The sequence below is a fragment of the Ferrovum myxofaciens genome (assembly GCF_000735045.1).
In the GTDB taxonomy this organism is placed as follows: Bacteria; Pseudomonadota; Gammaproteobacteria; order Burkholderiales; family Ferrovaceae; genus Ferrovum; species Ferrovum myxofaciens.
The window spans coordinates 86801-110868 of the sequence record NZ_JPOQ01000016.1 but is presented as its reverse complement, the minus strand read 5'-3'; the positions used below and the strand labels follow the sequence as shown (position 1 = coordinate 110868).

The 24068-nt window shown below is 55.6% G+C and carries 20 protein-coding genes and 1 pseudogene; 17 read left to right on the top strand and 4 right to left on the bottom strand.

Annotated elements, in window-relative coordinates; genetic code table 11:
* The 7 genes from IV91_RS0104075 to IV91_RS18850 form a co-directional block, all read left to right on the top strand.
* Positions 1 to 226, top strand: a 226-nt coding sequence (locus IV91_RS0104075) for an FAD-linked oxidase C-terminal domain-containing protein (protein WP_031596232.1), incomplete at its 5' end; no start/stop codon positions are given.
* 4 nt (positions 227 to 230) lie between these two features.
* Positions 231 to 1502: a glycolate oxidase subunit GlcF gene (glcF, locus tag IV91_RS0104070; protein WP_031596231.1), complete on the top strand. Its 1272-nt coding sequence runs from the start codon at positions 231 to 233 to the stop codon at positions 1500 to 1502.
* Between the two features lie 73 nt (positions 1503 to 1575).
* Entirely contained in the window at positions 1576 to 2274 is a 699-nt protein-coding gene (locus IV91_RS0104065; protein ID WP_031596230.1) for a pirin family protein, read from the top strand.
* 3 nt (positions 2275 to 2277) lie between these two features.
* Positions 2278 to 2988: a DNA/RNA nuclease SfsA gene (sfsA, locus tag IV91_RS0104060; RefSeq protein WP_031596229.1), complete on the top strand. Its 711-nt coding sequence runs from the start codon at positions 2278 to 2280 to the stop codon at positions 2986 to 2988.
* 51 nt (positions 2989 to 3039) lie between these two features.
* Positions 3040 to 3924 carry a LysR family transcriptional regulator gene (locus tag IV91_RS0104055; RefSeq protein WP_150112371.1) on the top strand — a complete coding sequence of 295 codons (885 nt, stop codon included), beginning with the start codon at positions 3040 to 3042 and terminating at the stop codon, positions 3922 to 3924.
* A 51-nt stretch (positions 3925 to 3975) separates the two neighbouring features.
* Positions 3976 to 4203, top strand: a complete 228-nt coding sequence (locus IV91_RS0104050; protein WP_031596226.1) for a sulfurtransferase TusA family protein — start codon at positions 3976 to 3978, stop codon at positions 4201 to 4203.
* A 54-nt stretch (positions 4204 to 4257) separates the two neighbouring features.
* Positions 4258 to 6024 carry a glycosyl transferase family protein gene (locus IV91_RS18850; protein ID WP_084189910.1) on the top strand — a complete coding sequence of 589 codons (1767 nt, stop codon included), beginning with the start codon at positions 4258 to 4260 and terminating at the stop codon, positions 6022 to 6024.
* A 16-nt stretch (positions 6025 to 6040) separates the two neighbouring features.
* Here IV91_RS18850 and IV91_RS0104040 read toward each other — a convergent pair whose 3' ends face one another.
* Positions 6041 to 6382, bottom strand: a complete 342-nt coding sequence (locus tag IV91_RS0104040; RefSeq protein WP_031596222.1) for an ArsR/SmtB family transcription factor — start codon at positions 6380 to 6382, stop codon at positions 6041 to 6043.
* 203 nt (positions 6383 to 6585) lie between these two features.
* On the opposite strand from IV91_RS0104040, the gene IV91_RS0104035 reads away from it, so the two are divergent.
* From IV91_RS0104035 to IV91_RS0104020, 4 genes are read left to right on the top strand one after another with little or no spacing between them, the layout of a single operon-like run.
* Positions 6586 to 7584, top strand: coding sequence for an efflux RND transporter periplasmic adaptor subunit (locus tag IV91_RS0104035; protein ID WP_051862031.1), 999 nt, complete (start codon positions 6586 to 6588; stop codon positions 7582 to 7584).
* A 7-nt stretch (positions 7585 to 7591) separates the two neighbouring features.
* Entirely contained in the window at positions 7592 to 10861 is a 3270-nt protein-coding gene (locus IV91_RS0104030; protein ID WP_031596218.1) for an efflux RND transporter permease subunit, read from the top strand.
* Positions 10858 to 11067, top strand: a complete 210-nt coding sequence (locus IV91_RS0104025; RefSeq protein ID WP_031596215.1) for a YgaP family membrane protein — start codon at positions 10858 to 10860, stop codon at positions 11065 to 11067. Before IV91_RS0104030 ends, IV91_RS0104025 begins: the two co-directional genes overlap by 4 nt.
* Before the next feature lie 4 nt (positions 11068 to 11071).
* Entirely contained in the window at positions 11072 to 12484 is a 1413-nt protein-coding gene (locus tag IV91_RS0104020) for a TolC family protein (protein ID WP_150112370.1), read from the top strand.
* 32 nt (positions 12485 to 12516) lie between these two features.
* Here the strand turns inward: IV91_RS0104020 and trhP are convergent, their stop codons facing one another.
* From trhP to ubiG, 3 genes are read right to left on the bottom strand one after another with little or no spacing between them, the layout of a single operon-like run.
* Positions 12517 to 13848, bottom strand: a complete 1332-nt coding sequence (trhP, locus tag IV91_RS0104015) for a prephenate-dependent tRNA uridine(34) hydroxylase TrhP (protein WP_035417081.1) — start codon at positions 13846 to 13848, stop codon at positions 12517 to 12519.
* Positions 13849 to 13870: 22 nt separating this feature from the next.
* Positions 13871 to 14548 (bottom strand): HAD family hydrolase, encoded by a 678-nt coding sequence (locus IV91_RS0104010; protein ID WP_082783104.1) that lies wholly within the window; start codon positions 14546 to 14548, stop codon positions 13871 to 13873.
* Positions 14527 to 15240, bottom strand: a complete 714-nt coding sequence (ubiG, locus tag IV91_RS0104005) for a bifunctional 2-polyprenyl-6-hydroxyphenol methylase/3-demethylubiquinol 3-O-methyltransferase UbiG (protein WP_031596210.1) — start codon at positions 15238 to 15240, stop codon at positions 14527 to 14529. Before ubiG ends, IV91_RS0104010 begins: the two co-directional genes overlap by 22 nt.
* 101 nt (positions 15241 to 15341) lie before the next feature.
* Here ubiG and gyrA point away from each other — a divergent pair, with 101 nt between their 5' ends.
* The 6 genes and pseudogenes from gyrA (at position 15342) to cmk (ending at position 24048) form a co-directional block, all read left to right on the top strand.
* The gene (gene gyrA / locus IV91_RS0104000; RefSeq protein ID WP_031596208.1) at positions 15342 to 17894 is read left to right on the top strand and encodes a DNA gyrase subunit A; all 2553 of its coding nucleotides are present in this window, start codon (positions 15342 to 15344) and stop codon (positions 17892 to 17894) included.
* Positions 17895 to 17898: 4 nt separating this feature from the next.
* On the top strand, positions 17899 to 18978 hold the full coding sequence (gene serC, locus IV91_RS0103995) for a 3-phosphoserine/phosphohydroxythreonine transaminase (protein ID WP_031596206.1): 1080 nt from the start codon (positions 17899 to 17901) through the stop codon (positions 18976 to 18978).
* Complete coding sequence (gene pheA, locus IV91_RS0103990; protein ID WP_031596203.1) at positions 18971 to 20056, top strand: prephenate dehydratase; 1086 nt, start codon at positions 18971 to 18973, stop codon at positions 20054 to 20056. Before serC ends, pheA begins: the two co-directional genes overlap by 8 nt.
* The gene (gene hisC, locus IV91_RS0103985) at positions 20053 to 21183 is read left to right on the top strand and encodes a histidinol-phosphate transaminase (RefSeq protein ID WP_051862027.1); all 1131 of its coding nucleotides are present in this window, start codon (positions 20053 to 20055) and stop codon (positions 21181 to 21183) included. Before pheA ends, hisC begins: the two co-directional genes overlap by 4 nt.
* A gap of 8 nt (positions 21184 to 21191) precedes the next feature.
* Positions 21192 to 23389, top strand: a pseudogene (locus IV91_RS19655) (bifunctional prephenate dehydrogenase/3-phosphoshikimate 1-carboxyvinyltransferase).
* On the top strand, positions 23386 to 24048 hold the full coding sequence (gene cmk, locus IV91_RS0103970) for a (d)CMP kinase (RefSeq protein WP_031596198.1): 663 nt from the start codon (positions 23386 to 23388) through the stop codon (positions 24046 to 24048). The pseudogene IV91_RS19655 and the gene cmk overlap by 4 nt, the downstream one beginning before the upstream one ends.
* The last annotated feature ends 20 nt before the right edge of the window (positions 24049 to 24068 follow it).

Below are 24068 nucleotides of genomic sequence, written 5' to 3'. Positions count from 1 at the left end.
GGGGGGGGGACTACGCTGGATTGCCTGCGATCATGGTCCCGCTCAGGTTCATGCCATGGCGCGGGAAGCCGGAGGGCATGCCCAACAGTGGCACGGCGGTGATCCGGCTCGTCCTTTTCCAGAGCCTCCCTCAGGCGCACTGCTGGCCCTTCACCGCAACCTCAAGAAAGTCTTTGATCCGGCTGGAATTCTGAATCCGGGGCTCCCCGGTTTTCTGGAAGGTTAAGGCCATGGAAACACATCTTGACGAAAAAACCCGTGCATTACCGGCGGCAGTTTCCATAGAAGGGATTCTTCGTTCCTGTGTGCATTGTGGATTTTGCTTGGCTACCTGTCCGACCTATCAGATACTGGGGGATGAACGGGATAGTCCGCGGGGCCGAATCTACCTGATCAAGGCACTCATGGAAGGCAAGGCCGAGGGGAAGGAAACCCGCCTTCATCTCGACCGCTGTCTGACCTGTCGTTCTTGCGAGACCACCTGTCCCTCAGGAGTGGAGTATGCCCATTTGCTGGAAGAAGGACGTCAGTGGGTAGAAAAAACCGTGCCTCGCCCCTTGGGGCAACGGGTGGTTCGTACCTTGCTCAAGACCGTACTGCCCCAACCGGTACTTTTTCAAACCTTGTTGAATATGGGGCGCATGGTGCGTCCCCTGCTTCCCGAGCGTTGGCGTTCCGCCATTCCCCACCGCCAGGAAGCGGGCTGGATCCCTTCTGTCCGCCATGCCAGACGCATGGTGTTTTTGGCGGGTTGTGTCCAACCGGCTTTGACCCCGGCGACTCAGAGCGCGGCACAACGTTTGCTGGATAGATTGGGCATTTCAGGTGTGGTAGCGCCCAGTGCGGGATGTTGTGGGGCCCTGGCTCATCACCTGGGAGATGAAGAAAAAGCACTGCAGGCCATGCGTCGTAATATCGATGCCTGGTGGCCCTTCGTGGAACAAGGGGCAGAAGCCATTATCAGTACGGCTTCGGGTTGCGGGGTCGAAGTGCGCGAATATGGGCATGCCCTGCGCCATGACCCCGCGTATCGGGAACGGGCCCGTCGGGTGACCGAATTGGCCCAGGATATTTCTGAAGTACTGATCAGAGAGATCGGCGTAACCCTGGATGAACAACGATTGACATTGAAAAGCCTTGGCATCGATTCTGACCAGTCCAAGGGGCGCGTTGCTTTTCATGCCCCTTGTTCACTCCAGCATGGATTGCGCCTGCGTGGGGGTGTGGAACAGTTGTTACGGGCAGCGGGGGCAGAACTCACCGCCGTAGAAGATGGGCATCTTTGTTGTGGTTCCGCCGGCACTTATTCCATGCTCCAACCCGGGTTATCCGAGCAACTCAAGATAAACAAACTGGCGGCTCTCAAGGCTGGAAAACCGGAGGTCATTCTGAGCGCCAACATTGGGTGTCAGATGCATCTGGCCAAGGATGAGTCGATTCCCGTTCGGCATTGGGTAGAATGGCTGGATGATCTGATTCCTCGACGTGAAAGAAGGGCTTGATTCCAGCTCCTCTTGTCCCTATCTTGTGCCTATGGGATCCGTATAATAGATTCCGCTTCCAGGGAGATGACTCATGTTGGCACTGCGTCGTTCCAAAGACAGGGGATATGCCCACCAAGGCTGGTTGGAATCCTGGCATTCCTTTTCCTTTGCAGATTATCATGACCCGGCGCACATGCATTACAGTGTTCTGCGGGTCCTGAATGATGACCGGATTGCACCGAATAGTGGGTTTGGCACACACCCTCATCAGGACATGGAGATCCTTACCTACCTTCTCGAGGGCAGTCTGGAACACCGGGACAGTATGGGGAATGGATCGGTGATCCAAGCTGGAGAGGTACAGAGAATGAGCGCGGGCAGCGGCATCACCCACAGCGAATTCAACCCATCCGAATCTGATCCTGTCCATCTGTTGCAGATATGGATTTTGCCTGACCGGCGGGGACGAACCCCTGAATATGAACAGAAAAAATTTCTGCCGGAAGAACGGCGCGGACGGTTCTGTCTCATTGCTTCTCCAGATGGGCGTGACGGGTCTCTGACGATTCATCAGGACGTCCGGATTTATGCCTCGATATTGGGGGCGGATGACACTCTGGTATACGATTTTGATCCAGGGCGCAAAGGTTACCTGCAAGTGGCGGCTGGCGAATTGATCGTGGATGGACGTCCTTTGCGGGAAGGCGATGGATTACGCATCGCCCAGCGTGAACGAATTGCCATTGGGACTCCGGGACAAACGGAATTCCTGTTGTTCGATTTACCCTGATTCATGAATTATGCGGAATCTCTGAGTGAGGGGCGCCTGTTGCGGCGCTACCAGCGTTTTCTGGCGGATATCGAACTCGGTGATGGAGAAGTCATTACAGCACATGTACCTAATACAGGCAGTATGTTGGGATGCTTGGAGTTGGGGCAAGGCGCGCGCCTGAGCCGTGCCCGCGACACCACCCGTCGCTGTCCTTATACCCTTGAACAGATTCAGGTCGGTAAGGTTTGGGTCGGGGTGAACACACATCGGGCCAATGCATTGGTGGGGGAGGCATTGAAACGGGGCGCGATCGAAGAAGTATCGGGCTATGCCAGCCACCGCCCGGAGGTATCCTACGGTCAGCAACGTAGTCGGATCGATTGGTTGCTTGAGGATCAAAATTCTCCCGTTTGTTATCTCGAAGTCAAGAGCGTAACCACCAGTCTTGAACCGGGGATAGGATTGTTTCCCGATGCTGTCAGTCAGCGGGCTTTGAAGCATCTGGGGGAATTGCGGGACTGTGTGGTGCAAGAGGGCGCGCGGAGTGTGTTGCTGTTCTGTGTTCAACGCGCGGATGTTCACGTAGTACATCCTGCGGATGCCATAGATCCTGCCTATGGCCGGTTGCTGCGCGAGGTGATGCGTGAAGGGGTGGAAGTGTTGGCTTACGGGGTTGAACCTACCCGAACCGGCCTCCTTTGGGGGCCGAGGATAGGCGTTCATTGCCCTTGATTCTCCAGGGAATGGTCCTTACTCATCGAGTGTGCAGCGATACTTTTGTCCATGAAACTGAACTTCCATCATTTGAGAGCATTTGCAGAAGTTGCCCGTACCGGTAGTTTTACAGGTGCGGCAGAATATCTGCACCTCACCCAGCCCGCCATTTCCAAGGCAGTCAGCGGTCTCGAAGAGATCCTGGGCATCGCACTGCTGGAACGAACCTCCCGTCAGGTCAAGTTGACGCAAGCGGGTGTATCTTTGTTCTCTCACGCCCGTTCCATTTTTGCCCTAGAGCAGGCAGCATTGCAGGATATCGAAGAACGGCGCGGATTACGCAAGGGTTGTTTGCATATCGGCGCCAGCACGACCATTGCTACCTATTGGCTGGGACGGGATCTGGCTCTTTTTCTGGAACGCCATCCCCAGATCGACATTCGGGTGAGTAGCGGGAACACGGAAACCATGGTACATCAGGTACTGGAAGGCTTGGTGGAGGTGGCGCTGGTGGAAGGGCCGGTGGATGAGGATCGTCTGAATTGCAGATTATGGCACAATGAGCCCCTGCTTCTGGTGACGAAACCGGGAGTGAAACGGGAACATCTAGGGCAATGCCGTTGGATTCTTAGAGAAGAAGGATCCGGCACGGCACGGGTAGTGGCGGAAACCCTGGCGCATCTGGGAATTGTCCCTGCGCGACAGATTATCGTGCAAAGCAACCAGGCGGCCGTTCAGATGGTTGTCGCAGGCGTGGGAGTTGCCATCGTTCCTGCGATCATGGCGGCCCACCATCTCGAGCAGGGAGAGTTGGCCTACATTCCCTGGTCGCAGGGAGATCTGCAACGTCCTCTCAGCCAGATCTCCCTGAAAGGACGACCAGCCAGTCCGGCACGCGCGGCCTTTGAATCTTTCCTCGGTGAAACTCTAACTCTACCAAATCCCGCTTCCTGAGGTGATTTGGTAGAGTATCATTCGGGACGTTTACGAAAAGGAGAAAGCGCCATGCAAGCGGACAAGGAACTGGATGTCAGGGGAATGAGTTGCCCCCTGCCGATCTTGAAAACAAAAAAATCCTTGGCGGATATGGTGTCGGGTCAGGTGCTCAGAATCATTTCCACTGATGTCGGTTCGATGGGAGATATACAGGCTTTTTCCAAGCAGACGGGTCACGAGTTGATCTCTGCGGCACAAGAGGGAAGTGAGTACACCTTTTTTCTCAGAAAGAAGTGAGCCCGACTCCCTTCGAGGGACACGCCTTGGGTTGAATTTTTGGTACCATGAGTCATGGAACATCCCTTTACGAAGTTTATACGGCTGCTGGGCAAAGGACAGCGCGGTGCCCGCAGTTTGACCGAAACAGAAGCCGAGGAAGCCCTCGGACTGATTCTGGCGGGAGCGGTGCGTCCGGAACAGATTGGGGCATTTCTATCTCTGGTTCGCCTCAAGGAGGAAACGGCAGAAGAAGTGGCCGGTATGGTCCGGGCATTGCGACATTCCCTCCCTTTGGGGCCCAAGGTACTGGTGGATCTGGACTGGGCCAGTTATGCCGGGAAACGACGTCAATTGCCTTGGTATGTACTGTCAGCGTTGCTTCTGGCCGAACGTGGCATTCGGGTACTGATGCATGGTCTGGAGCAGGTGGAGGCCGAACGCCGTTCCGTTTCTGATGCGTTGAAAGCCTTGGGAATCCCCAGGGCATACTCGCTGGACGAGGCGGCGGACTCCATGGTGAAGACCGGTTTTGCCTTTATCTCCGTGGCAAATTTTGCACCCCAGATCATGAAGTTGCTAGAGTTGAAGCAGGTGCTGGGGTTACGTTCGCCCATTCATACGGTGGCACGAATGAGTAACCCGTTGAATGCGCCTGTATCTCTGGTGGGAATTTTTCATCCGGGCTATGACAGGATTCACCAGCAGGCAGCCCGATTGCTGGGAGATCCCTGCATGTTTGTCTTCAAGGGGGAAGGGGGGGAGGCTGAAATCAATCCGGATGGCGCGACCCAACTTTATTGGTCTAGACAGGGCGTAGCGCAGCAGGAACTCTGGCCAGCCTGTTTCGAGAAACGGCATCTGCGGGATGATTCCATGGATTGCGCCCGTTTGTACCGTGTGTGGGCGGGCAGCGAGGAGAGTGACTATGGGGAGGCTGCGGTGGTGGAGACGGCAGCAGTTGCTCTATTCGCCATGGAACGAGCGACCTCTGTTGAAGAAGCACGGGCACTGACCGGAGAATGGTGGAAAGGGCGCGATCGTCAGCGTTTTACCGGGCCGCGTCAGGATTTCATCCCCCTGGGAAAGGTATTTTTGGTGGGAGCCGGCCCAGGAGACCCGGACTTGCTCACCGTCAAGGCATTGCGTCTCATGAATCAAGCGGATATCGTGGTATATGACAATCTGGTATCACCGGGGGTCATGGCTTTACTTCCTCCGGGGGCGACGTGCCTCTATGTGGGTAAGCAACGGGGTCACCATGCCGTTCCGCAGGAAAGCATCAATGAACTTCTGGTGCGTTTGGCGCTGGAAGGTAAAAGGGTGCTTAGACTCAAGGGGGGAGATCCTTTCATCTTTGGACGAGGGGGAGAGGAAATCGAGACCCTCGCCGCCCACGGAATTTCCTTCGAGGTGGTTCCTGGCATCACCGCAGCTTCTGGCATTGCGGCCTATGCTGGAATCCCCCTGACGCATCGGGACCATGCCCAATCCTGTATCTTTGTGACGGGCCATCTCAAGGATGGAACCATGGATCTGGATTGGGTAAATCTGGCGCGTCCTCAGCAAACTCTGGTGGTGTATATGGGTTTGCATGGTCTGGAAATTTTATGTCGGGAACTGATCAGTCATGGTCTTTCCCCGACGACCCCGGCCGCGATCATTCAGCAGGGAACCACACGGCATCAGCGAGTCATGACGGGCACGCTGGAAACCTTGCCGGCGCAAGTACGGACCGAACCCCTGCAGGCACCCACCCTGATCATTGTGGGCGGAGTGGTGAGTTTGCATCGTACCCTTCACTGGTTCAATCAGGAGACATCAAGCCCGTCAGGCCTGTGAATTCCGGAAGGTTCTTTCAATCCTGTCCGGTTCCGAGCGGTTTGCAGAATTGGGTTTGTAATGCTTTGATGATGGCAATGGACTCTGGGCTGATCACCCGGTAGAAAATGTGCTTACCATCTCGTCGGGTGGCCACCAGACCCTCTTCTCGCAAAATTCCCAGTTGCTGTGACAAGGTGGGCTGATGGATGTCCAGAGCAGACTCCAATTCGCTGACACAAGACTCACCCTCTGCCAAACGGCAAAGAAGGACGAGACGATCCGGGTTGGCCAACACTTTAAGAAAACTGCAGGCTCGATCGGCCGAAGCATACATCTGCTTGAAATTATGCAGCGTTGCGCCCTCACATGGGTCCATTTCGAGGATCTCCAAAGAATATTTTCAGGAAAGTGTTGACAGTTTACCATAAAACGATATATAAAGTTACATAATATTAATTAGTAAATAATTAGAAGCGAAAGAATTGCCAAAATAGAGGATAGTGCGCCATGGCAAGAACCGTAATGAAAAGAGATGACGGGTCCAATCGAAGGTTTATTTGGATATTTGGAGCCATATTGATGGGGCTTTCTCTTCATGGTGTCTCTTTGCAGGCTCAAGAAACTGGAGAATCGGAGGCACTTCGTGACATGACGGGCTATGACGGCGTGATAGAAGCCGAGCGTCAGACGGTGATCGCAGCCGAGGTTTCTGGGCGGGTGGTGGCGGTGTCAGTACATCCCGGTGAGCGGATCAGGAAGAATCAGATCATGATTCGTCTGGATGAGCGGGCGGTGGATCAAAATGTCGCGGCCAAGGTGGCTCAGGAGCAGGCAGTCAGGGCCACATTAGAAGTGGCGACCCGTGAGTATGAACGCCAGAACCAACTGTTTGCCAAAGGGTATATCAGTCAGGCCGCACTGGATCGGGCAGAAGCCCGTTTCAAAACCACAAAAGCCCAGACGGAGGCACAATTGGCCGAATCGTCGGCATTGCGTGCCCAGGCCGGTTACTACGTCTTGCGTGCACCCTTTGACGGCATTGTGGCAGAAGTCCCCGTGAGCCTCGGGGATATGGCGCAACCAGGGCGGACCCTGGTGTCTTTCTATGACCCTTCTCACCTGCGTGTGACGGCCCAGGTTCCGGAAAGTATGATCCTTTCTTCATCTACCACCGTACCGAGCCGGTTGGAGTTGAAGGGCGCTGGCATGAAGGCGCAGTGGATCATTCCAACTTACGTCACCGTGTTGCCCACGGCGGATCCGTCCAGTCATACGGTTCAGGTTCGTCTGGGATTGCCGGGAGATGCACTCCACCCCTTGGGGCGGCCGGGGACCTTTGTGCGGGCTTGGTTTCCGAGCGGAGATTCGACTCGAGAGGTGCTCTGGATTCCCCTCAGCGCAGTGGTACATCGTGCTGAAATGACAGGAGTTTATGTACGCGACCGAGAAGGGCATCCCCTCTTGAGGCAGGTTCGTTTGGGACGTGTTCTGGAGCAGCAAGTGGAAATCCTGAGTGGGGTTTCCCCAGGAGAGCAAGTCGTTCCTGAGGCGCAACGGGCTCTGACGCAGGGACGGTGAAGGCACGATGAAACACTCCCTCGGCATCTCTGGGCGTATCGCCCACTTTTTTCAAACGGCTCAGATCACGCCATTGCTGGCGCTGGTTGGTTTTTTGTTGGGGGTTTTTGCCATTCTGGTGACCCCGCGGGAAGAAGAACCTCAAATCAATGTCACCATGGCCAATGTCCTGATTCCTTTTCCGGGGGCTTCTGCCCGGGATGTGGAACAAATGGTGGCGGCACCGGCCGAACAGATTCTGGGTCAGATTCAGGGCCTCGACCATGTGTTTTCCCTGTCCCGTCCCGGGTTGGCGATTATGACTGTCCAGTTCAAGGTGGGGGTACCGCGCACCAAGGCGCTGGTGCGACTCTACGAGGCCGTAAATACCCATGCGGACTGGCTTCCTCGAAATTTGGGTGTTTTATCGCCCATCATCAAACCCAAAGGAATCGATGATGTGCCCATTCTTACCTTGACGCTCTACAGTAAAAATCCGCAGATCGGTGCCTATGCACTGGAACAGGTCGCCCAGAGCATGGAAGGAGATCTCAAACGGGTATCCGGAACGCGTGCCGTGTTTACGGTGGGTGGACCAGGGCGAGCCCTGCGCATCAATCTTGACCCGGCGCGATTGATGAGCAGTCATATCACCCTGGAACAGGTACGGACTGCCGTACAGTCTGCCAATCAGGGGTTGCCGGCGGGGGACTTGCTGGTGGGAAACCACGCCATTGCGGTGGAAAGTGGCGATTACCTGAATGATGCCCAGGATGTGGGGAATTTGATTGTGGGAGTGACCGATCATCACCCTGTTTATCTGAAGGAAGTGGCACAGGTTGAAGATGGGCCCCAAACGCCCAACCGCTATGTGTGGTTTGGTCAGGCGGGAAAACAGGGGCCTGTGGACTATCCGGCAGTTACCTTGGTGGTGACCAAAAAACCGGGTGAAAATGCTATCAGTGTGGCCAACGCCCTCATGAATCAAGTGGATCGTCTCAAAAATACGGTTATTCCGGCCGATGTAGTGGTCAGTGAGACACGCAACTATGGCGAAACTGCTAACGACAAGGCAGAAAAACTGATTCATAAACTTCTTTTTGCCACGGCCTCCGTCGTTGCACTGGTTTTTCTGGCGCTGGGACGACGGGAAGCTGCCATTGTTGGATTCGCAGTGATTCTGACCTTGACCGTCACCCTCTTTGCCTCCTGGGCTTGGGGTTTTACTCTCAATCGGGTTTCCCTCTTTGCTCTGATCTTTTCCATCGGGATTCTGGTGGACGATGCCATTGTGGTCGTGGAAAACATTCATCGTCACCAACACCTTTTTCCAGGGAAAACGCTACGCGAACTGATTCCCGGTGCAGTGGACGAAGTGGGCGGACCCACCATTCTGGCCACGCTGACCGTGATTGCAGCGCTTTTACCCATGGCATTCGTGACTGGGTTGATGGGACCCTACATGTCCCCCATTCCCATCAATGCCAGCATGGGCATGGTGTTGTCCCTGTCCATTGCCTTCATGATCACCCCCTGGTTGGCGCGGATCTGGATGAAAGAAGGGCAGATTCAGGGCGGACCTCCCGCTGAACCGGTTCAAGGCACCCAGGCGGGGCAGGAGATCACCCCGCAAGGTTTGGCCAAGTTTCTGACTCCTTTGTTCCGGCGGATATTTACTCCGTTGCTGGACGATGTTCGGGGGCAGGGTAACCGTCGCCGGGTGGGGCTGGGAATCGTGGCACTGATTGTTTTATCTCTGGCGCTACCGGCGACGGGACTGGTACGGCTCAAAATGCTCCCTTTTGACAACAAATCGGAGTTTCAGGTGATCGTGGATATGCCGGCGGGAACGCCCCTCGAGGAAACTGCCGCAGTGATCCACGAGTTGGGGGCCTATTTGACCACTGTCCCCGAGGTAACGAACTACCAAGCCTATGTGGGCACGGCGGCCCCCATCAATTTCAATGGGTTAGTGCGTCAGTACTACCTGCGGGCATCCAGCGAACTGGGTGACCTTCAGGTCAATCTGGTGGACAAGTCCCAGCGCAAGGAACAGAGCCATGCCATTGCAACCCGCCTTCGTCCTGCGTTACAGGCCATTGGCCGGCGCTTTGGGGCCAATGTCAAGATTGCCGAAGTGCCGCCTGGCCCTCCGGTTCTTTCACCCATTGTGGCGGAAATCTATGGTCCGACGGCAGAAGGGCGTCTGACCGTGGCCAAAGCCGTGCGTCAGGTGTTTTCCACAACGCCGGGTATCGTCGATGTAGGGGACAGCAGCATCGTGCCAGCACCCAGAATCCTGCTTCAGGTCAATCGTCACAAGGCAGCACTCCTCGGGGTTTCCCAACAGACCATTGCTACCACGCTGCAGACGGCCCTTTCGGGCGAGGCGGTGACCTGGCTGCACGACCAGAGCAAGTATCCCGCAGCTGTCTGGTTGCAACTTCCGCCGGATCAACAGGGCAGCCTGGATACTCTGCTTTCTCTGGGGGTACAAGGGGCCGAGGGACAAATCATTCCGCTGCGCGAATTGGCCGGCCCGCTGAATACGGTGCGTGAACAGCCGATTTACCATAAGGACCTGTTGCCGGTCAATTATGTGGTCGGAGATATGGCAGGGAAGGTGGACAGTCCACTGTATGGCCTGTTTGGCATGCGTTCGCGCATCGTGCAGATACAGACGCCCGATGGCGGGAAACTGGAGGATGATTTCATTCATCCTCCCGCAGAAGGCTATCGAAATTATGTTCTGAAGTGGGATGGGGAATGGCAGGTGACTTATGAAACCTTCCGTGACATGGGCCTAGCTTATGGGGTGGGACTTATCCTGATCTATCTGCTGGTGGTGGCACAGTTTGGTTCTTATTTGACCCCCTTCATCATCATGGCGCCGATTCCCCTGACCCTCATCGGCGTCATGCCGGGGCATGCCTTGTTGGGCGCCCAGTTTACCGCCACCAGCATGATCGGAATGATTGCCTTGGCCGGGATCATCGTGCGTAATTCCATCTTGCTGGTGGACTTTATCAATGTTCAGGTGGCTCAGGGCATTCCTTTCAAGGAAGCCGTCGTGCGTTCTGCCATCACTCGTGCCCAACCCATCATTCTGACTGGGCTGGCTGCCATGATGGGGGCTTTTTTCATTCTGGATGATCCCATTTTCAACGGGCTGGCCATCTCCCTGATTTTCGGCATTTTGGTGTCCACTGTTTTGACTTTGGTGGTGATTCCCATGCTGTATTACACCGCTTATCATTCTCAACACTCAAACCCACCCAAGGAGGGACTTGAATCATGACCAGTTGGCGCATCGTTCGTATTATCGCAGGCGCATTCATTCTTATTTCACTGTTGCTGGGTAGTTCTGCCAGTCCCTTTTTCCAGAGTTCCTGGTGGTTGGCCTTCACCGCTTTCGTGGGTGCCAACTTGTTACAAAGCGGGATTACCCGGTGGTGTTTGATGGAAACCCTGCTCCGTAAACTGGGTGTCCGGACCGGGTGCTGATTCCATGAATCCTGCGATCCGGAAGAAGTTCCTGGGGCGGTCATGGCTTGTTCTGTGGGGGGTAATGCTCCCTACATGGAGTGAGGCCAGTGATCTTCTCAATGTCTGGCAGGCGGCGCAGCAACATGATCTGGCGTATCAGGCAGCAGCGGCCGGACATCAGGCAGGGGCAACCCAAAAAGACCAGGCCAGTGCGCTTTGGCGTCCTACCCTGCAAGCCAGTGGGACAGAAGGGCGCATGTCAAGTCAAAGTCAGATTCAGGGCGCCCAGTTCAGTGCGCCTGGATTTTTCCCTGCCACCAACAATGCCAACTTCAATACTTCCATCAATGGGGGGTTATTGCAGCGCTGGTCTGTACAGGGCCGTCAGCCGCTGATCAGCGGGGATCGCCTGGCACAGGGGCGGGAACTGGACCTCAAAAGTCAGGTTGCGGAGCTGGAATGGGCCAATGCACGTCAGGATCTGATCCTGAGAACCGTACAGCGGTATTTCGAGGTGGTTTTGGCCCAGGAGGCTCTGCGCGTTGCGCGTCAGCAAACACTGGCCGTGGAACGAGCCTTGGCTGAAGTTCAGCGCAAATTCGAGTTGGGAGAGGTACCGGTGACGGATACCCATGAAGCGCTGGCGCGTCGGGAAGCCATGAAAGCACAGGTCTTGGCAGCCGAGGCAAATTTGCAGATGAAACAACAGGCTCTCGGTGACATGACCGGTATCAATCCAGATGAATTGACTCTGGCCGTTCCCTACAGTGGGGCATTACCCACAGCGGGCGCATCGCTGAATGACTGGCTCATGGATGCTTCCAACCATAATCTGCAATGGCAGGAAAAATCTCTTCAGGTCGAGATTGCCCGCCAGGAGGCCAAACGGTACGGCGCGCTATCCTCTTCTTCGGTGGATCTGGTGGGAGAAGTGGACAGCGACCATTTGACCGGAAGCGGAAACTATGGTTCTGCCAGCAATACTCTGCGTACTTCTCTGGTGGGCGTGCAGGTAACCATTCCGTTGTATAGCGGGGGGATGCGCAGTGCCCATCAGGATGAAAAAACCTATTTGGCACGTCAGGCACAGGCAGAATCGGAACAGGTCCATCAACTGGTTCTGCTCAGTACTCGGGAAGCCTGGTTAGGTGTCACCACCGGGACGCAGAGGGCTGAAGCCTTGGCTCATGCCATGACTGCCAGTGATGATCGAGTCAACTCCACCCATTTGGGGCAACAGGTGGGAGATCGGAGTACTCTGGATCTGCTCAACGCTCAAAGCGAGGCAGCCTCCACCCGCCTGGCCTGGCTACAGGCCAGGATCGATGTACTCATCAACCGTCTGCGCCTGTCTGCTTTGGGTGGGCATTTGGAAGATAGTGATTTGCAAGGGGTCAATGCCTTGTTGACCTTGTCGCCTTCTGATCCAAAGTGATTGGCTGAAAAGAGGAATCCTGCGAGATCCTCTCAGGAAGGGCTTCCGCAGTTTTCGGTGGGGGGAACCTCTTCTTCCAGATAACGGGCCAAAAATGCCCCTGCGTAGCCGGTGGGTAGGGGAAGACAGACCGTATATCCACTCCCAGGTGCAGTCGCCTGGGGCCTGCCTTCGAGGGAATGTAACTCGGTGACGGGTACATCGAGATTTCCGGAAGGGTGGATGATTTCCAAACGATCGCCAAGGGAAAAGCGGTTGCGTACCGTGACTCGTGCCCACCCATCGGCCTCATAACCCACCAGGTCTCCCACATACAGGCTGCGTTCGGATTTGGAATGACCGCGCAGGTAATTCTGGTAGGTTTGGTCGGGATGTCGTTCATAAAACCCTGCCGTATACCCTCGGTTGGCCAAACCTTCTAGTTGACGCAGGAGGCCTGGGTCGAGGTCGCGCCCCGCCACGGCATCATCGATGGCCTGACGGTAGGTCTGGCAGGTGCGGGCGACATAGTAGGGAGATTTCGTACGTCCCTCGATCTTGAAGGAATTCACGCCGATGGCCGTCAATTTGGCCACGTGTTCCAGAGCTCGAAGATCCTTTGAGTTGAGAATATAGGTTCCATGCTCGTCTTCTTCGATGGGCATGAGTTGACCGGGACGCTCGGCTTCTTCGAGATAAAATTCCTGGGGGGCAACAGAGGACTGGCAGTTCTGTCCCGAAGTTTCAGATTCTCCCGGTTTCAGGGAATAATTCCAGCGGCAGGAATTGGTACAGGTGCCCTGGTTGGGATCGCGGTGGTTGAAATAGCCTGAGAGCAGGCAGCGTCCGGAGTAAGCAATGCACAGAGCACCATGAATGAAGACCTCCAGTTCCATATCCGGGCACTCCTGGCGTATCTCGGCAATTTCATCCAGGGATAATTCGCGGGACAGGATGATGCGCTGGATTCCCACGGATGCCCAGAAACGGGCGCTGGCGTAGTTGACGGTATTGGCCTGCACCGACAGATGGATGGGTTGCTCGGGCCAGCGTTCGCGGACCATCAACATCAGACCGGGATCGGACATGATCAGTGCATCGGGCTGCAGGGCGATGATTGGGATCATATCGGCAATGAAGGTACGGATTTTGGCGTTATGAGGAATCAGGTTGCTCACCAGATAGAATTTTTTCCCTGCCTGGTGAACTCGTCGAATGCCTTCTGCCAAGTTCTCCTCTTTGCCAAAGTCGTTGTTGCGGACTCGTAAACTGTAACGGGGTTGTCCTGCGTAGACGGCATCTGCGCCAAAATCGAGGGCTGTTTGCAACATGGTGAGAGAACCGCAGGGGGCGAGCAGTTCCGGGGAGGGTGTGAGGACGTTCATGGGCTATGCTCGACAAGAGGAATCAATGGGTTGGAAGCAGGTCCAGCACTTCTGCGGGGTGCTGGAGATGGGCGCAGGCAGGCCATTCATCGATGGGGCAAGAACCCGGAGCCAGATACCCCCAGCCGGCAATCACTCCGCCCATGCCTGCCGCCTGGGCCGCGTTCATGTCGCGCTCATCATCTCCGACATAGATGAGGTGCGCAGGATCCAGTTGAAGCCGACGAGCCGCCGCGAGCAGAGGGTCAGGCCAGGGTTTGGGATGCGCACAGGTGTCTCCACTGATGAGGCAGCCATGGCTTGGGAACAGGCCCAACTGGTTTACCAGGGGTTGAGTAAAGCGTGCGACCTTGTTGGTGACGATGCCCCAGGGCACATGCTGTTCTTCCAGCGCCTGGAGGAGGGCGGGAATAGGGTCGAAGAGGCGACTTTCTCGAGAGAGTCGGGCTTCGTAAAGGGCCAGAAATTCATCCCGCAATTCTTCATAGAAGAGGTCCCCGGGCTGAATGTCAAATCCTGCCTGCAAGAGGCCGCGTGCGCCCTGTGAGACGAAGAGACGATAGTGCGCCGGACTCAGGGGCGTGCGTTGATAGCGCAGGCACAGTTCGTTGAGTGCACCGCCCAGGTCTGGGGCCGAATCCACCAGGGTTCCGTCCAGATCGAACAGAACCCCCTGGATCAGAGGGACGCTTGACAACACATCAAGTAGTTGACATCGGGGCCGGGTTTCAAATGATACTGGCGAGTCACCGGGTAGTAGTGAACTCCTTCAATTTCCCGAACTTCCAGGCCAACATGGCGCGCCCAACGGGATAATTCGGAAGGTTTGATGAAACGTCCGTGTTCGTGGGTTCCGCGCGGCAGCAAGCGCAGCAGGTACTCGGCGCCCAGAATGGCGAAGAGGTAGGATTTGAGATTGCGATTGAGGGTGGAAAAAAAGACGAATCCTCCGGGTTTGATCAACTGGGCACAGGCTCGTATCACGCTGGCAGGGTCAGGCACATGTTCAAGCATTTCCATGCAGGTAACCACGTCATAATGTTGAACTTCCCGTTGGGCCAGGGTTTCCACTGCGATGGCTTCGTAGGTGAGCGCAATATCGTGTTCCAGCGCGTGGAGTCGGGCAACACCCAAGGGTTTTTCGGCCAGATCAATGCCGTGAACCCGTGCACCCAGACGGGCCATGGATTCACTCAGAATTCCTCCCCCGCATCCTACGTCCAGTACCTGCTTGTCCGAGAGCGAGATCCACCGCTCGATCCACGCCAGACGATGGGGATTGAGATCGTGGAGTGGTTTAAATTCGCTTTCCGGGTCCCACCAGCGGTGGGCCAGTTGACTGAATTTTGCAAGTTCTGCCGGATCGTGATTGGCATGAGTGGAAAGGGTCATCATGGGAGCATTATAAGGCAATCCTGAACCTAGTGGGTTATGATACCATTGAGAGAATTCGTTGCTGCCTTTTCCATTTTTCCTAGCCTGAAACCTCCCCCATGACTGCCTTTGCCAAAGAAACCCTACCTGTCACCCTTGAAGATGAAATGCGTCGTTCCTATCTGGAATACGCCATGAGCGTGATTGTCGGACGGGCTCTGCCGGATGTGCGAGACGGCCTGAAACCCGTGCATCGACGTGTGCTCTTCGCCATGCATGAATTGTCCAACGATTACAACAAGCCCTACAAAAAATCGGCCCGTATTGTCGGGGATGTCATCGGTAAGTACCACCCCCATGGCGATACCGCGGTTTATGACGCCATCGTGCGCATGGCCCAGGAATTTTCCCTGCGTTATCCGCTCATCGATGGACAGGGAAACTTCGGATCCGTGGATGGGGATAATCCGGCAGCCATGCGTTATACGGAAATCCGTATGGCGCGGATGACCCATGAATTACTGGCGGATATCGATCGTGAAACGGTCAATTTTGGTCCCAACTATGACGGATCGGAACATGAGCCACTGATTCTGCCTGCCCGTTTCCCCAATCTTCTGGTGAATGGTTCGTCAGGCATTGCGGTGGGTATGGCGACCAATATCCCCCCCCATAACCTCAGGGAAGTGATTCAAGCCTGTTTGGTATTGCTGGCCAATCCCGCCGTCGAAATCGAGGATCTGATCGAATTGATTCCTGCTCCGGATTTTCCAACACGAGGGATCATTTATGGAACAGCCTCGATTCGGCAAGGCTACCTGACCGGACGGGGACGGGTGTTGATGCGTGCGCGCACCCATGTGGAAGATCTGGAGAAGGGAGGACGTCAGGCCCTGATCGTGGATGAATTGCCCTATCAGGTTAACAAGGCTAACCTGATTGTGAAAATTGCCGAGTTGGTGCGGGAAAAACGCATGGAAGGGATTTCTGACCTGCGTGACGAATCGGATAAGTCCGGGATGCGGGTGGTCATCGAACTTAAACGCGGTGAAGTACCGGAAGTGGTACTGAATAATCTGTACAAGATGACGCCGCTTCAGGAATCTTTTGGGATGAACATGGTGGCTCTGGTGGACAATCAGCCACGCCTGCTCAATCTCAAGCAGTTTCTGGAAGCCTTTCTGCGCCATCGGCGCGAAGTGGTTACGCGCCGTACTTTCTTTGATCTGGGCAAGGCCCGTGATCGGGCCCATATTTTGGAAGGTTTGGCTGTGGCCTTGTCCAATGTGGACGAGATTGTGGCCCTGATTCGTGCTGCCGCCTCCCGTGTAGAGGCCAAGGCGGCTTTGATGGCCCGTCTTTGGCTTTCGGAACTGGTCCAGGAAATGCTGGCTCGTTCTCCGGAAAATGCGTCCCGTCCGGTAGCCATTGGAGAGGAATTTGGTTGGGGCGAGGCGGGCTATCGTTTGTCCGAACCGCAAGCAGTGGCCATTCTCGAGATGCAGTTACAGCGCCTGACCGGTCTGGAGCAGGACAAGATTCGTGATGAATATCGCGAGATCATGGAACGAATCGTGGACCTGCTCGACATTCTGGCCAACCCTGAGCGCATTACACGCATCATTGCACAGGAACTGGAAGTCATCCGAACGACTTTCGGGGATGAAAGACGCAGTGAAATCGTGGTCAATGCCGAAGATATTGACATCGAGGATCTGATTACTCCTGAAGAGCGAGTTGTGACCCTGACCCATGGCGGGTATATCAAATCCCAGCCCGTTGCGGACTATCGCGCGCAACGGCGAGGCGGACGAGGGAAGCAGGCCACGACCACCAAGGAAGACGACTTTATCGAACGACTTTTCGTGGCCAATACCCATGACCACATCCTCTGCTTTTCGACGCGCGGGCGCGTCTACTGGCTAAGGGTCTATCAGGTACCCGTGGGTAATCGAACCAGTCGCGGCAAGCCCATCGTGAACCTGTTGCCGTTGGAGGCGGGAGAAAAAATCACGGCGGTGCTGCCCGTCAAAACTTTTGATGCAGAACATTATGTCTTTATGGCCACCTCTTTTGGAACCGTCAAAAAAACCTCGCTCAGTGACTTTTCCCGTCCCCGGACGGCAGGAATCATCGCCCTTGATCTGGACGCCGAAGATTATCTGGTGGGGGTCGCCATTACGGATGGTCAGCACGATGTGATGCTGTTCTCCGACGAAGGAAAAGCCATCCGTTTTGCTGAAAGCGATGTTCGTCCCATGGGGCGTAATGCCCATGGGGTGCGCGGCATGCGTCTGCCGGAAGGGAAACGTATCATTGCCCTGCTGGTGGCTGAAAATGAACGACAATCCGTTTTGACAGCCACCGAGAACGGCTTTGGCAAGCGCACCTCCGTCCTGGAATATACCCGACATGGACGAGGCGGGCAGGGCATCATTGCGATTCAGACTTCCGCCCGCAATGGCAAAGTTGTCAGTGCCGCCTTGGTCGATCCGGAAGAAGAGTTGATGCTGATCACGACAGGTGGGGTGTTGATCCGCACGCGTGTGCAGGAGATTCGCGAAATGGGGCGGGCGACGCAAGGCGTCACCCTGATTGCCCTAGACGAAGGTGAAAAATTGGTCTGTCTGACCCGTGCGGATGAATCGTCTTCAGACGAAACCTTGGACTGAGGTCATGAGAGCATATAATTTTTCAGCGGGCCCTGCCACGCTTCCCACGGAAGTGTTGACTCAGGTTCAAGAGGAGTTATTGGACTGGCGCGGCAAAGGGGTCTCGGTGATGGAACTCAGTCATCGTGGGCCGGAATTCATGGAAATTCTGGCAACAGCGGAGCGGGACCTGCGCGCCCTGCTGGCTATTCCGGACCATTACCGGGTCATCTTTTGTCAGGAAGGCGCAAGCGCTCATTGGGACATGATTCCGCTCAACTTGCTGCAGGGACGTTCCCGGGCGGATTACATTGAAACGGGCTATTGGTCCTATCGCGCCATTGAAGAAGGGCGGCGCTACTGCCAGGTTAATATTGCCGCTTCCAATCGCAGGGATAAATTTTGTGCTTTGCCTTCCTTCGAAGAGTGGCGTCTGGATCCTGGGGCGGCCTATGTTCACTATTGTTCCAATGAAACCATCGATGGGCTGGAATTCAACTGGATTCCGGATGTGGGTAAGGTCCCTCTGGTGGTGGACATGTCCTCGCACTTTTTATCCCGGTCAGTGCCTGTGGAGCGTTTCGGGATGATTTATGCCGGCGCCCAAAAGAATATTGGTCCCGCCGGACTGAGTTTGGTCATCATTCGTGATGATTTGTTGCGTACCCCCGCGCCAGGGACACCGTTCTTGATGGATTACCATGCTCAGGTCTTGGCCAATTCCATGCTCAACACGCCGCCCACTTTTACCATCTGGGTTGCGGGCCTGGTGTTTCAATGGATCAAACGCCAAGGCGGATTGGAGGTCATGGATCGGCAGGCCCAACAAAAATCCGAATTGCTTTATACGACGCTGGATCGGAGCGGTTTTTACCGAACCACCGTCAAACCCGCGGATCGTTCGCGGATGAACATACCGTTTCATTTGCTGGATCCTGTTTTGGACGAGGTTTTTCTGCGCGAAGCTGAGAGTCGGCATCTGCTCCAACTGCGAGGTCATCGCATGTCGGGAGGATTTCGTGCTTCGATTTATAATGCCATGCCGGTGGCAGGGGTGCATGCCCTGGTGGATTTCCTCGAGGAGTTCGAGCGACACTATGGATGATACGGCTCAGCGTCTTAAAACGTTGCGACAGACGATCGATGGAATTGATGACCAGATCCTGTCCTTGTTGAATCAGCGTGCCCAGGCAGCAGGTCAGATCGGCCATCTGAAAACTGGCGTTCTCTATCGTCCCGAGAGGGAAGCCCAGATTCTGCACCGTCTGAAAGAGGCCAATAGCGGACCTTTGCCTGGGGCTTCAGTGGTTTTTTTGTTCCGGGAAATCATGTCGGCCTGTCTGGCTTATGAACGTCCTGTCAGCGTGGCTTGTCTGGGGCCGCAAGGAAGTTTTTCGGAAGCTGCCGTGGTGCGTCATTTCGGTCATGCAGCGCAACGTCGCCATTGTGACTCCCTGGGGGATATCTTCCGGGTCGTGGAAGCGAATGAAACGGATTTTGCAGTGGTCCCCGTGGAGAATTCTACGGAAGGGGCGGTGGGAATCATTCTCGATCAGATGGTGGATACCCCCTTGCAGGCTTGTGGTGAAGTCATGCTGCCGATTCATCACCAGTTGTTGGTGCGCGATGCATCTCTCCCGTTGAGCGAGATCACGCAGGTCTATTCCCATAGCCAATCCCTAGGGCAATGTCACCACTGGCTGGATGCCCACTTGCCTCAAGCCCGGCGCATTCCCGTGACCAGTAACAGCGAGGCTGCCCGTCTGGTGGGGAATAGTTCCGAGGCATGGGCGGCGATTGCCGGCGACCTTGCGGCAGAACCCTATGGGCTATATGCGGTAGCGCGACATATCGAAGATCAGGTGGACAATACGACCCGTTTTCTGGTATTTGGGCATTTGGTGGCCCAACCTTCGGGAAAGGATAAAACTTCTCTGGTGGTGGGCGTGGAAAATCGTCCTGGGGCCATTCATGCGCTGCTCACCCCCTTGGCGGAGGAGGGGGTGAGCATGTCGCGCCTCGAATCCCGTCCGGCCCGTACCCATCTTTGGTCCTACGTTTTCTATATTGACCTGGAGGGGCATCAAAGCGAAGAACGGGTGGCTCGGGTGCTTCAGGAAATTAAAAAAAATTCTATTTTTGTCAAAGTATTGGGATCTTATCCTGTGACGGTGTCGATATGAATGAATGGCGTTATTGTGATTTGGTGGCGGACCATGTGCGCCATCTGGCCCCTTATCAACCCGGTAAACCCATGGCGGAACTGGAACGGGAACTGGGTTTGACTTCCATCATTAAGTTGGCTTCCAACGAAAACCCCCTGGGTCCCAGTCCCCATGCCCTCGAGGTCCTCGCCACCCTGAGGGGGGAACTGGCGCTCTATCCGGATGGCAATGGCTTCGAACTCAAAACCGCCTTGAATGCGCACTACCCCCTCGGTCTTGATTATTTCATTCTGGGTAACGGGTCCAATGATATTCTGGACCTGGTGGCACGCACCTTCCTGGGGCCGGGTACCTCGGCGGTTTATGCCCAATATGGATTTGCTGTATATCCTATTGCAACCCAGACCATGGGGGCACAGGGCATCGAGGTCCCCGCACTTGAGTTCGGACATGACCTCCCTGCCATGATTCGGGCTATTCGTCCAGATACCCGTGTCCTGTTCATTGCCAATCCCAACAATCCAACGGGCACTTTCTTGCCTGGCGAAGACCTCCGTGCTGGATTGCGCCAGATTCCGCCCGAAGTCGTGGTGGTCCTCGATGAAGCCTATACCGAATATCTGCCGGATGATCAGCGTTACGATCCAGTGGCCTGGCTGGATGAATTTCCCAATCTACTGATCTGTCGAACATTTTCAAAAGCTTATGGATTGGCTGGGCTGCGCGTGGGATTTGGGATGGGAGATCCCCAACTGATCGCCCTGCTCAATCGGGTACGCCAACCTTTCAATGTGTCCGTGCCGGGACTGCGTGCTGCCAGCGCGGCGCTGGGAGATCGTGGATTTCTGGAACGCACACGGACTTTGAATGCGCAGGGACGCCGCTTTCTGGAAGAGGCCTTCGACTCCTTTGGGGCATCCTACATCCCCTCTTTTGGCAATTTCATTACGGTGGCGGTGGGGCAGGGCAGAAAAATCTATGACCAGTTGCTTCGGCAGGGGGTTATTGTTCGCCCATTGGATGCCTATGGGTTGCCCCATCATCTGCGCGTGAGTATTGGCACACAATCCGAGAACCAGCGTTTCATCGAAGCGCTCACACCGTTGCTGATTGCCCGGACTTCGGTCTCGGCCATGGCCGTGTGAAGGTGGATATGGTCTCTAAAACTCCCCGTCGTCTGGCCATTCTCGGTGTTGGACTGATGGGCGGATCCTTTGCTTTGGCTTTGCGTCAGGTGGCCCCGCACATGCATATTGCCGGTTACGATCGGGATGAAGTGAATCTGGCGGCAGCCCGTCAATTGGGCGTGATCGATCTGGGCAGCGTGGATCTGGCGAGCGTGGTTCGGGAGGCAGACATGGTGTTGATGGCGGTTCCGGTGGGCCAAATGCCGGAACTGTTTGAACTCATGGCGCCCCATCTCAATCCGGTGGCCGTGGTGACGGATGTAGGCAGTACCAAAACCAGCCTGGTGGAAGCTGCCCGGAAATATCTGGGACCGGCTGTGGCCCGGTTTGTTCCGGGGCACCCCATTGCAGGCGCGGAATTGAGTGGCGTACGCGCCGCTCAGGAAGGACTGTTTCAAGGCCGCACCGTGGTCTTGACCCCCTTGGAGGAAACCTTACCTCATCCCCTGGCCTGGGTGCAGTCCTGCTGGGAATTGTGTGGTGCCCGAGTGGAATGTCAGACCGTGGCCCGGCATGATGAAATTTTTGGGGTCGTCAGCCATTTGCCGCATCTATTGAGTTTTGCCCTCGTTTACGAGATTGCTCAGCGTCCAGATGCGGCCACCCTGTTTCGCTTCGCCGCCAGCGGGTTTCGCGATTTTACCCGGATTGCGGGTAGCAATCCAGAAATGTGGCGCGACATCAGTCTGGCCAATCGGGACGTTCTCAAAGTGGAATTGGTCCGTTATCGAGATCAACTCGACCAACTCATGGCATGGCTGGATACCGCAGACGGGGCGGCCCTGGAGGATTTCATGCAAAAAGCCCGCACGGCACGACGACAATGGCAGGAAGGATCATGAGCGAGATGAAGGATACCATGCAGGTTTATCATGCCACGCCAGGAGGGCGGTTGACAGGAACGATTCGCGTGCCAGGCGACAAATCTATTTCGCACCGAAGCATCATGCTGGGTGCCTTGGCCGAAGGAGTAACAGAGGTCACAGGGTTTCTGGAAGGAGAGGATGCCCTGGCGACCATGAATGTGTTTCGTGCGCTGGGTGTGCAGATCGAAGGACCGGAACAGGGAAGGGTCACCATTCACGGGGTGGGGTTGCATGGCCTCAAGGCTCCAGACATGGCCTTGGATTGTGGCAATTCGGGCACCTCCATGCGACTTTTGGCGGGCTTGCTGGCTGCCCAACCTTTCGATTGCACGTTGACGGGAGATGCCAGTTTGACCCAGCGTCCCATGGCACGGGTGGCTGATCCTCTGCGCTTGATGGGCGCACGATTGGAGACTGCGGCCGGGGGGCGCCCTCCCTTGAAAATTTATGGGACTCCGGAATTACATGGTTTGACCTACACACTTCCCATGGCCAGCGCTCAGGTCAAATCAGCCTTGCTTCTGGCAGGTTTGTACGCTCAGGGTGAAACAGTGATCACCGAACCGGAAGTGACCCGTGACCATACGGAACGCATGTTCGAAGGTTTTGGCGTACCCGTTCGACGGGAGGGGCGGACCATTCGTGTGACAGGCGGTCATGGATTGCATGCCACCCCCATTGAAGTGCCCGGGGATATTTCTTCGGCAGCCTTTTTTCTGGTGGGGGCCTGCATTTCACCCGGTTCTGATCTTCGTTTGCAGAGTGTGGGGGTGAATCCTACCCGAACGGGGATTCTCGATGTACTGCGTTTGATGGGTGCGAATCTGGAAATCGAACGTTCCTGGATTGCAGGCGGTGAGCCTTTGGCAGATCTGCGGGTGCGCGCAACTCCCCTGCGGGGGATTACCATTCCTACCGAATTGGTTCCTCTGGCCATCGATGAATTTCCTGCTTTGTTCATTGCCGCGGCCTGTGCCGAGGGGCGCACCATCTTGAGGGGAGCTGCTGAATTACGAGTTAAGGAAAGCGATCGCATTCAGGTCATGGCGGATGGTCTGAAGGCCTTGGGGATCTACACGGAAGTCCTGCCCGATGGTTTGATCATCGAAGGAGGACAGGGATTTGGGAGCGGCACTGTGGAGAGTCACGGTGATCACCGGATTGCCATGAGTTTCTCCATGGCGGCATTGTGTGCTCAGGGGCCCATAGAAATTCGGGACTGTGCCAATGTGGCGACTTCTTTTCCCGGCTTCGTGTCCCTGGCGTGTGCGGCGGGACTGAATTTGAACGCCTCATGATTCCTGTCATCACGATCGATGGACCTTCCGCATCCGGGAAAGGGACCGTTGCCCAACGCGTCGCCCAACAGTTAGGATTCCATTATCTGGACAGTGGCGCACTATACCGACTGACAGCATTGGCGGCCGTACGCCAGGGATTGGCGGCGGCTGGCGAAGAAACTTTGGGTCAACTGGCTGCCCAACTGCCGGTGGAATTCTCTGGGAATGACATCTACCTGGCGGGTGACATGGTGACTGAGGCGATTCGAACGGAGGATTGTGGCCGCTTGGCTTCTAAACTTTCGGCTTTTCCGGCGGTGCGAACTGCTTTGCTGGAACGACAGCGGAATTTTTTGCGCCTACCCGGACTGGTTGCCGATGGGCGGGATATGGGGTCTGTGGTATTTCCCCAGGCCTTACTCAAGGTTTTTTTAACGGCAACACCGGAAGTACGCGCGCAACGACGATTTAACCAGTTGATCAGTAAAGGAGTTGATGTCATAATGGAGAACGTTGTGCGTGATTTGCGAAATCGCGATGAGCGGGATCGCACACGAGCAGTGGCGCCTTTGGACCCCACGGGGGCCTTGATTCTCGATACATCCGCGTTAAGTATCGATCAGGCGATGGTGCAAATTCTGGCTTGGTATTCTGTGAATGCCCAGCATGAGGGGTAGTGGTACAGAGGGTTTTCTTT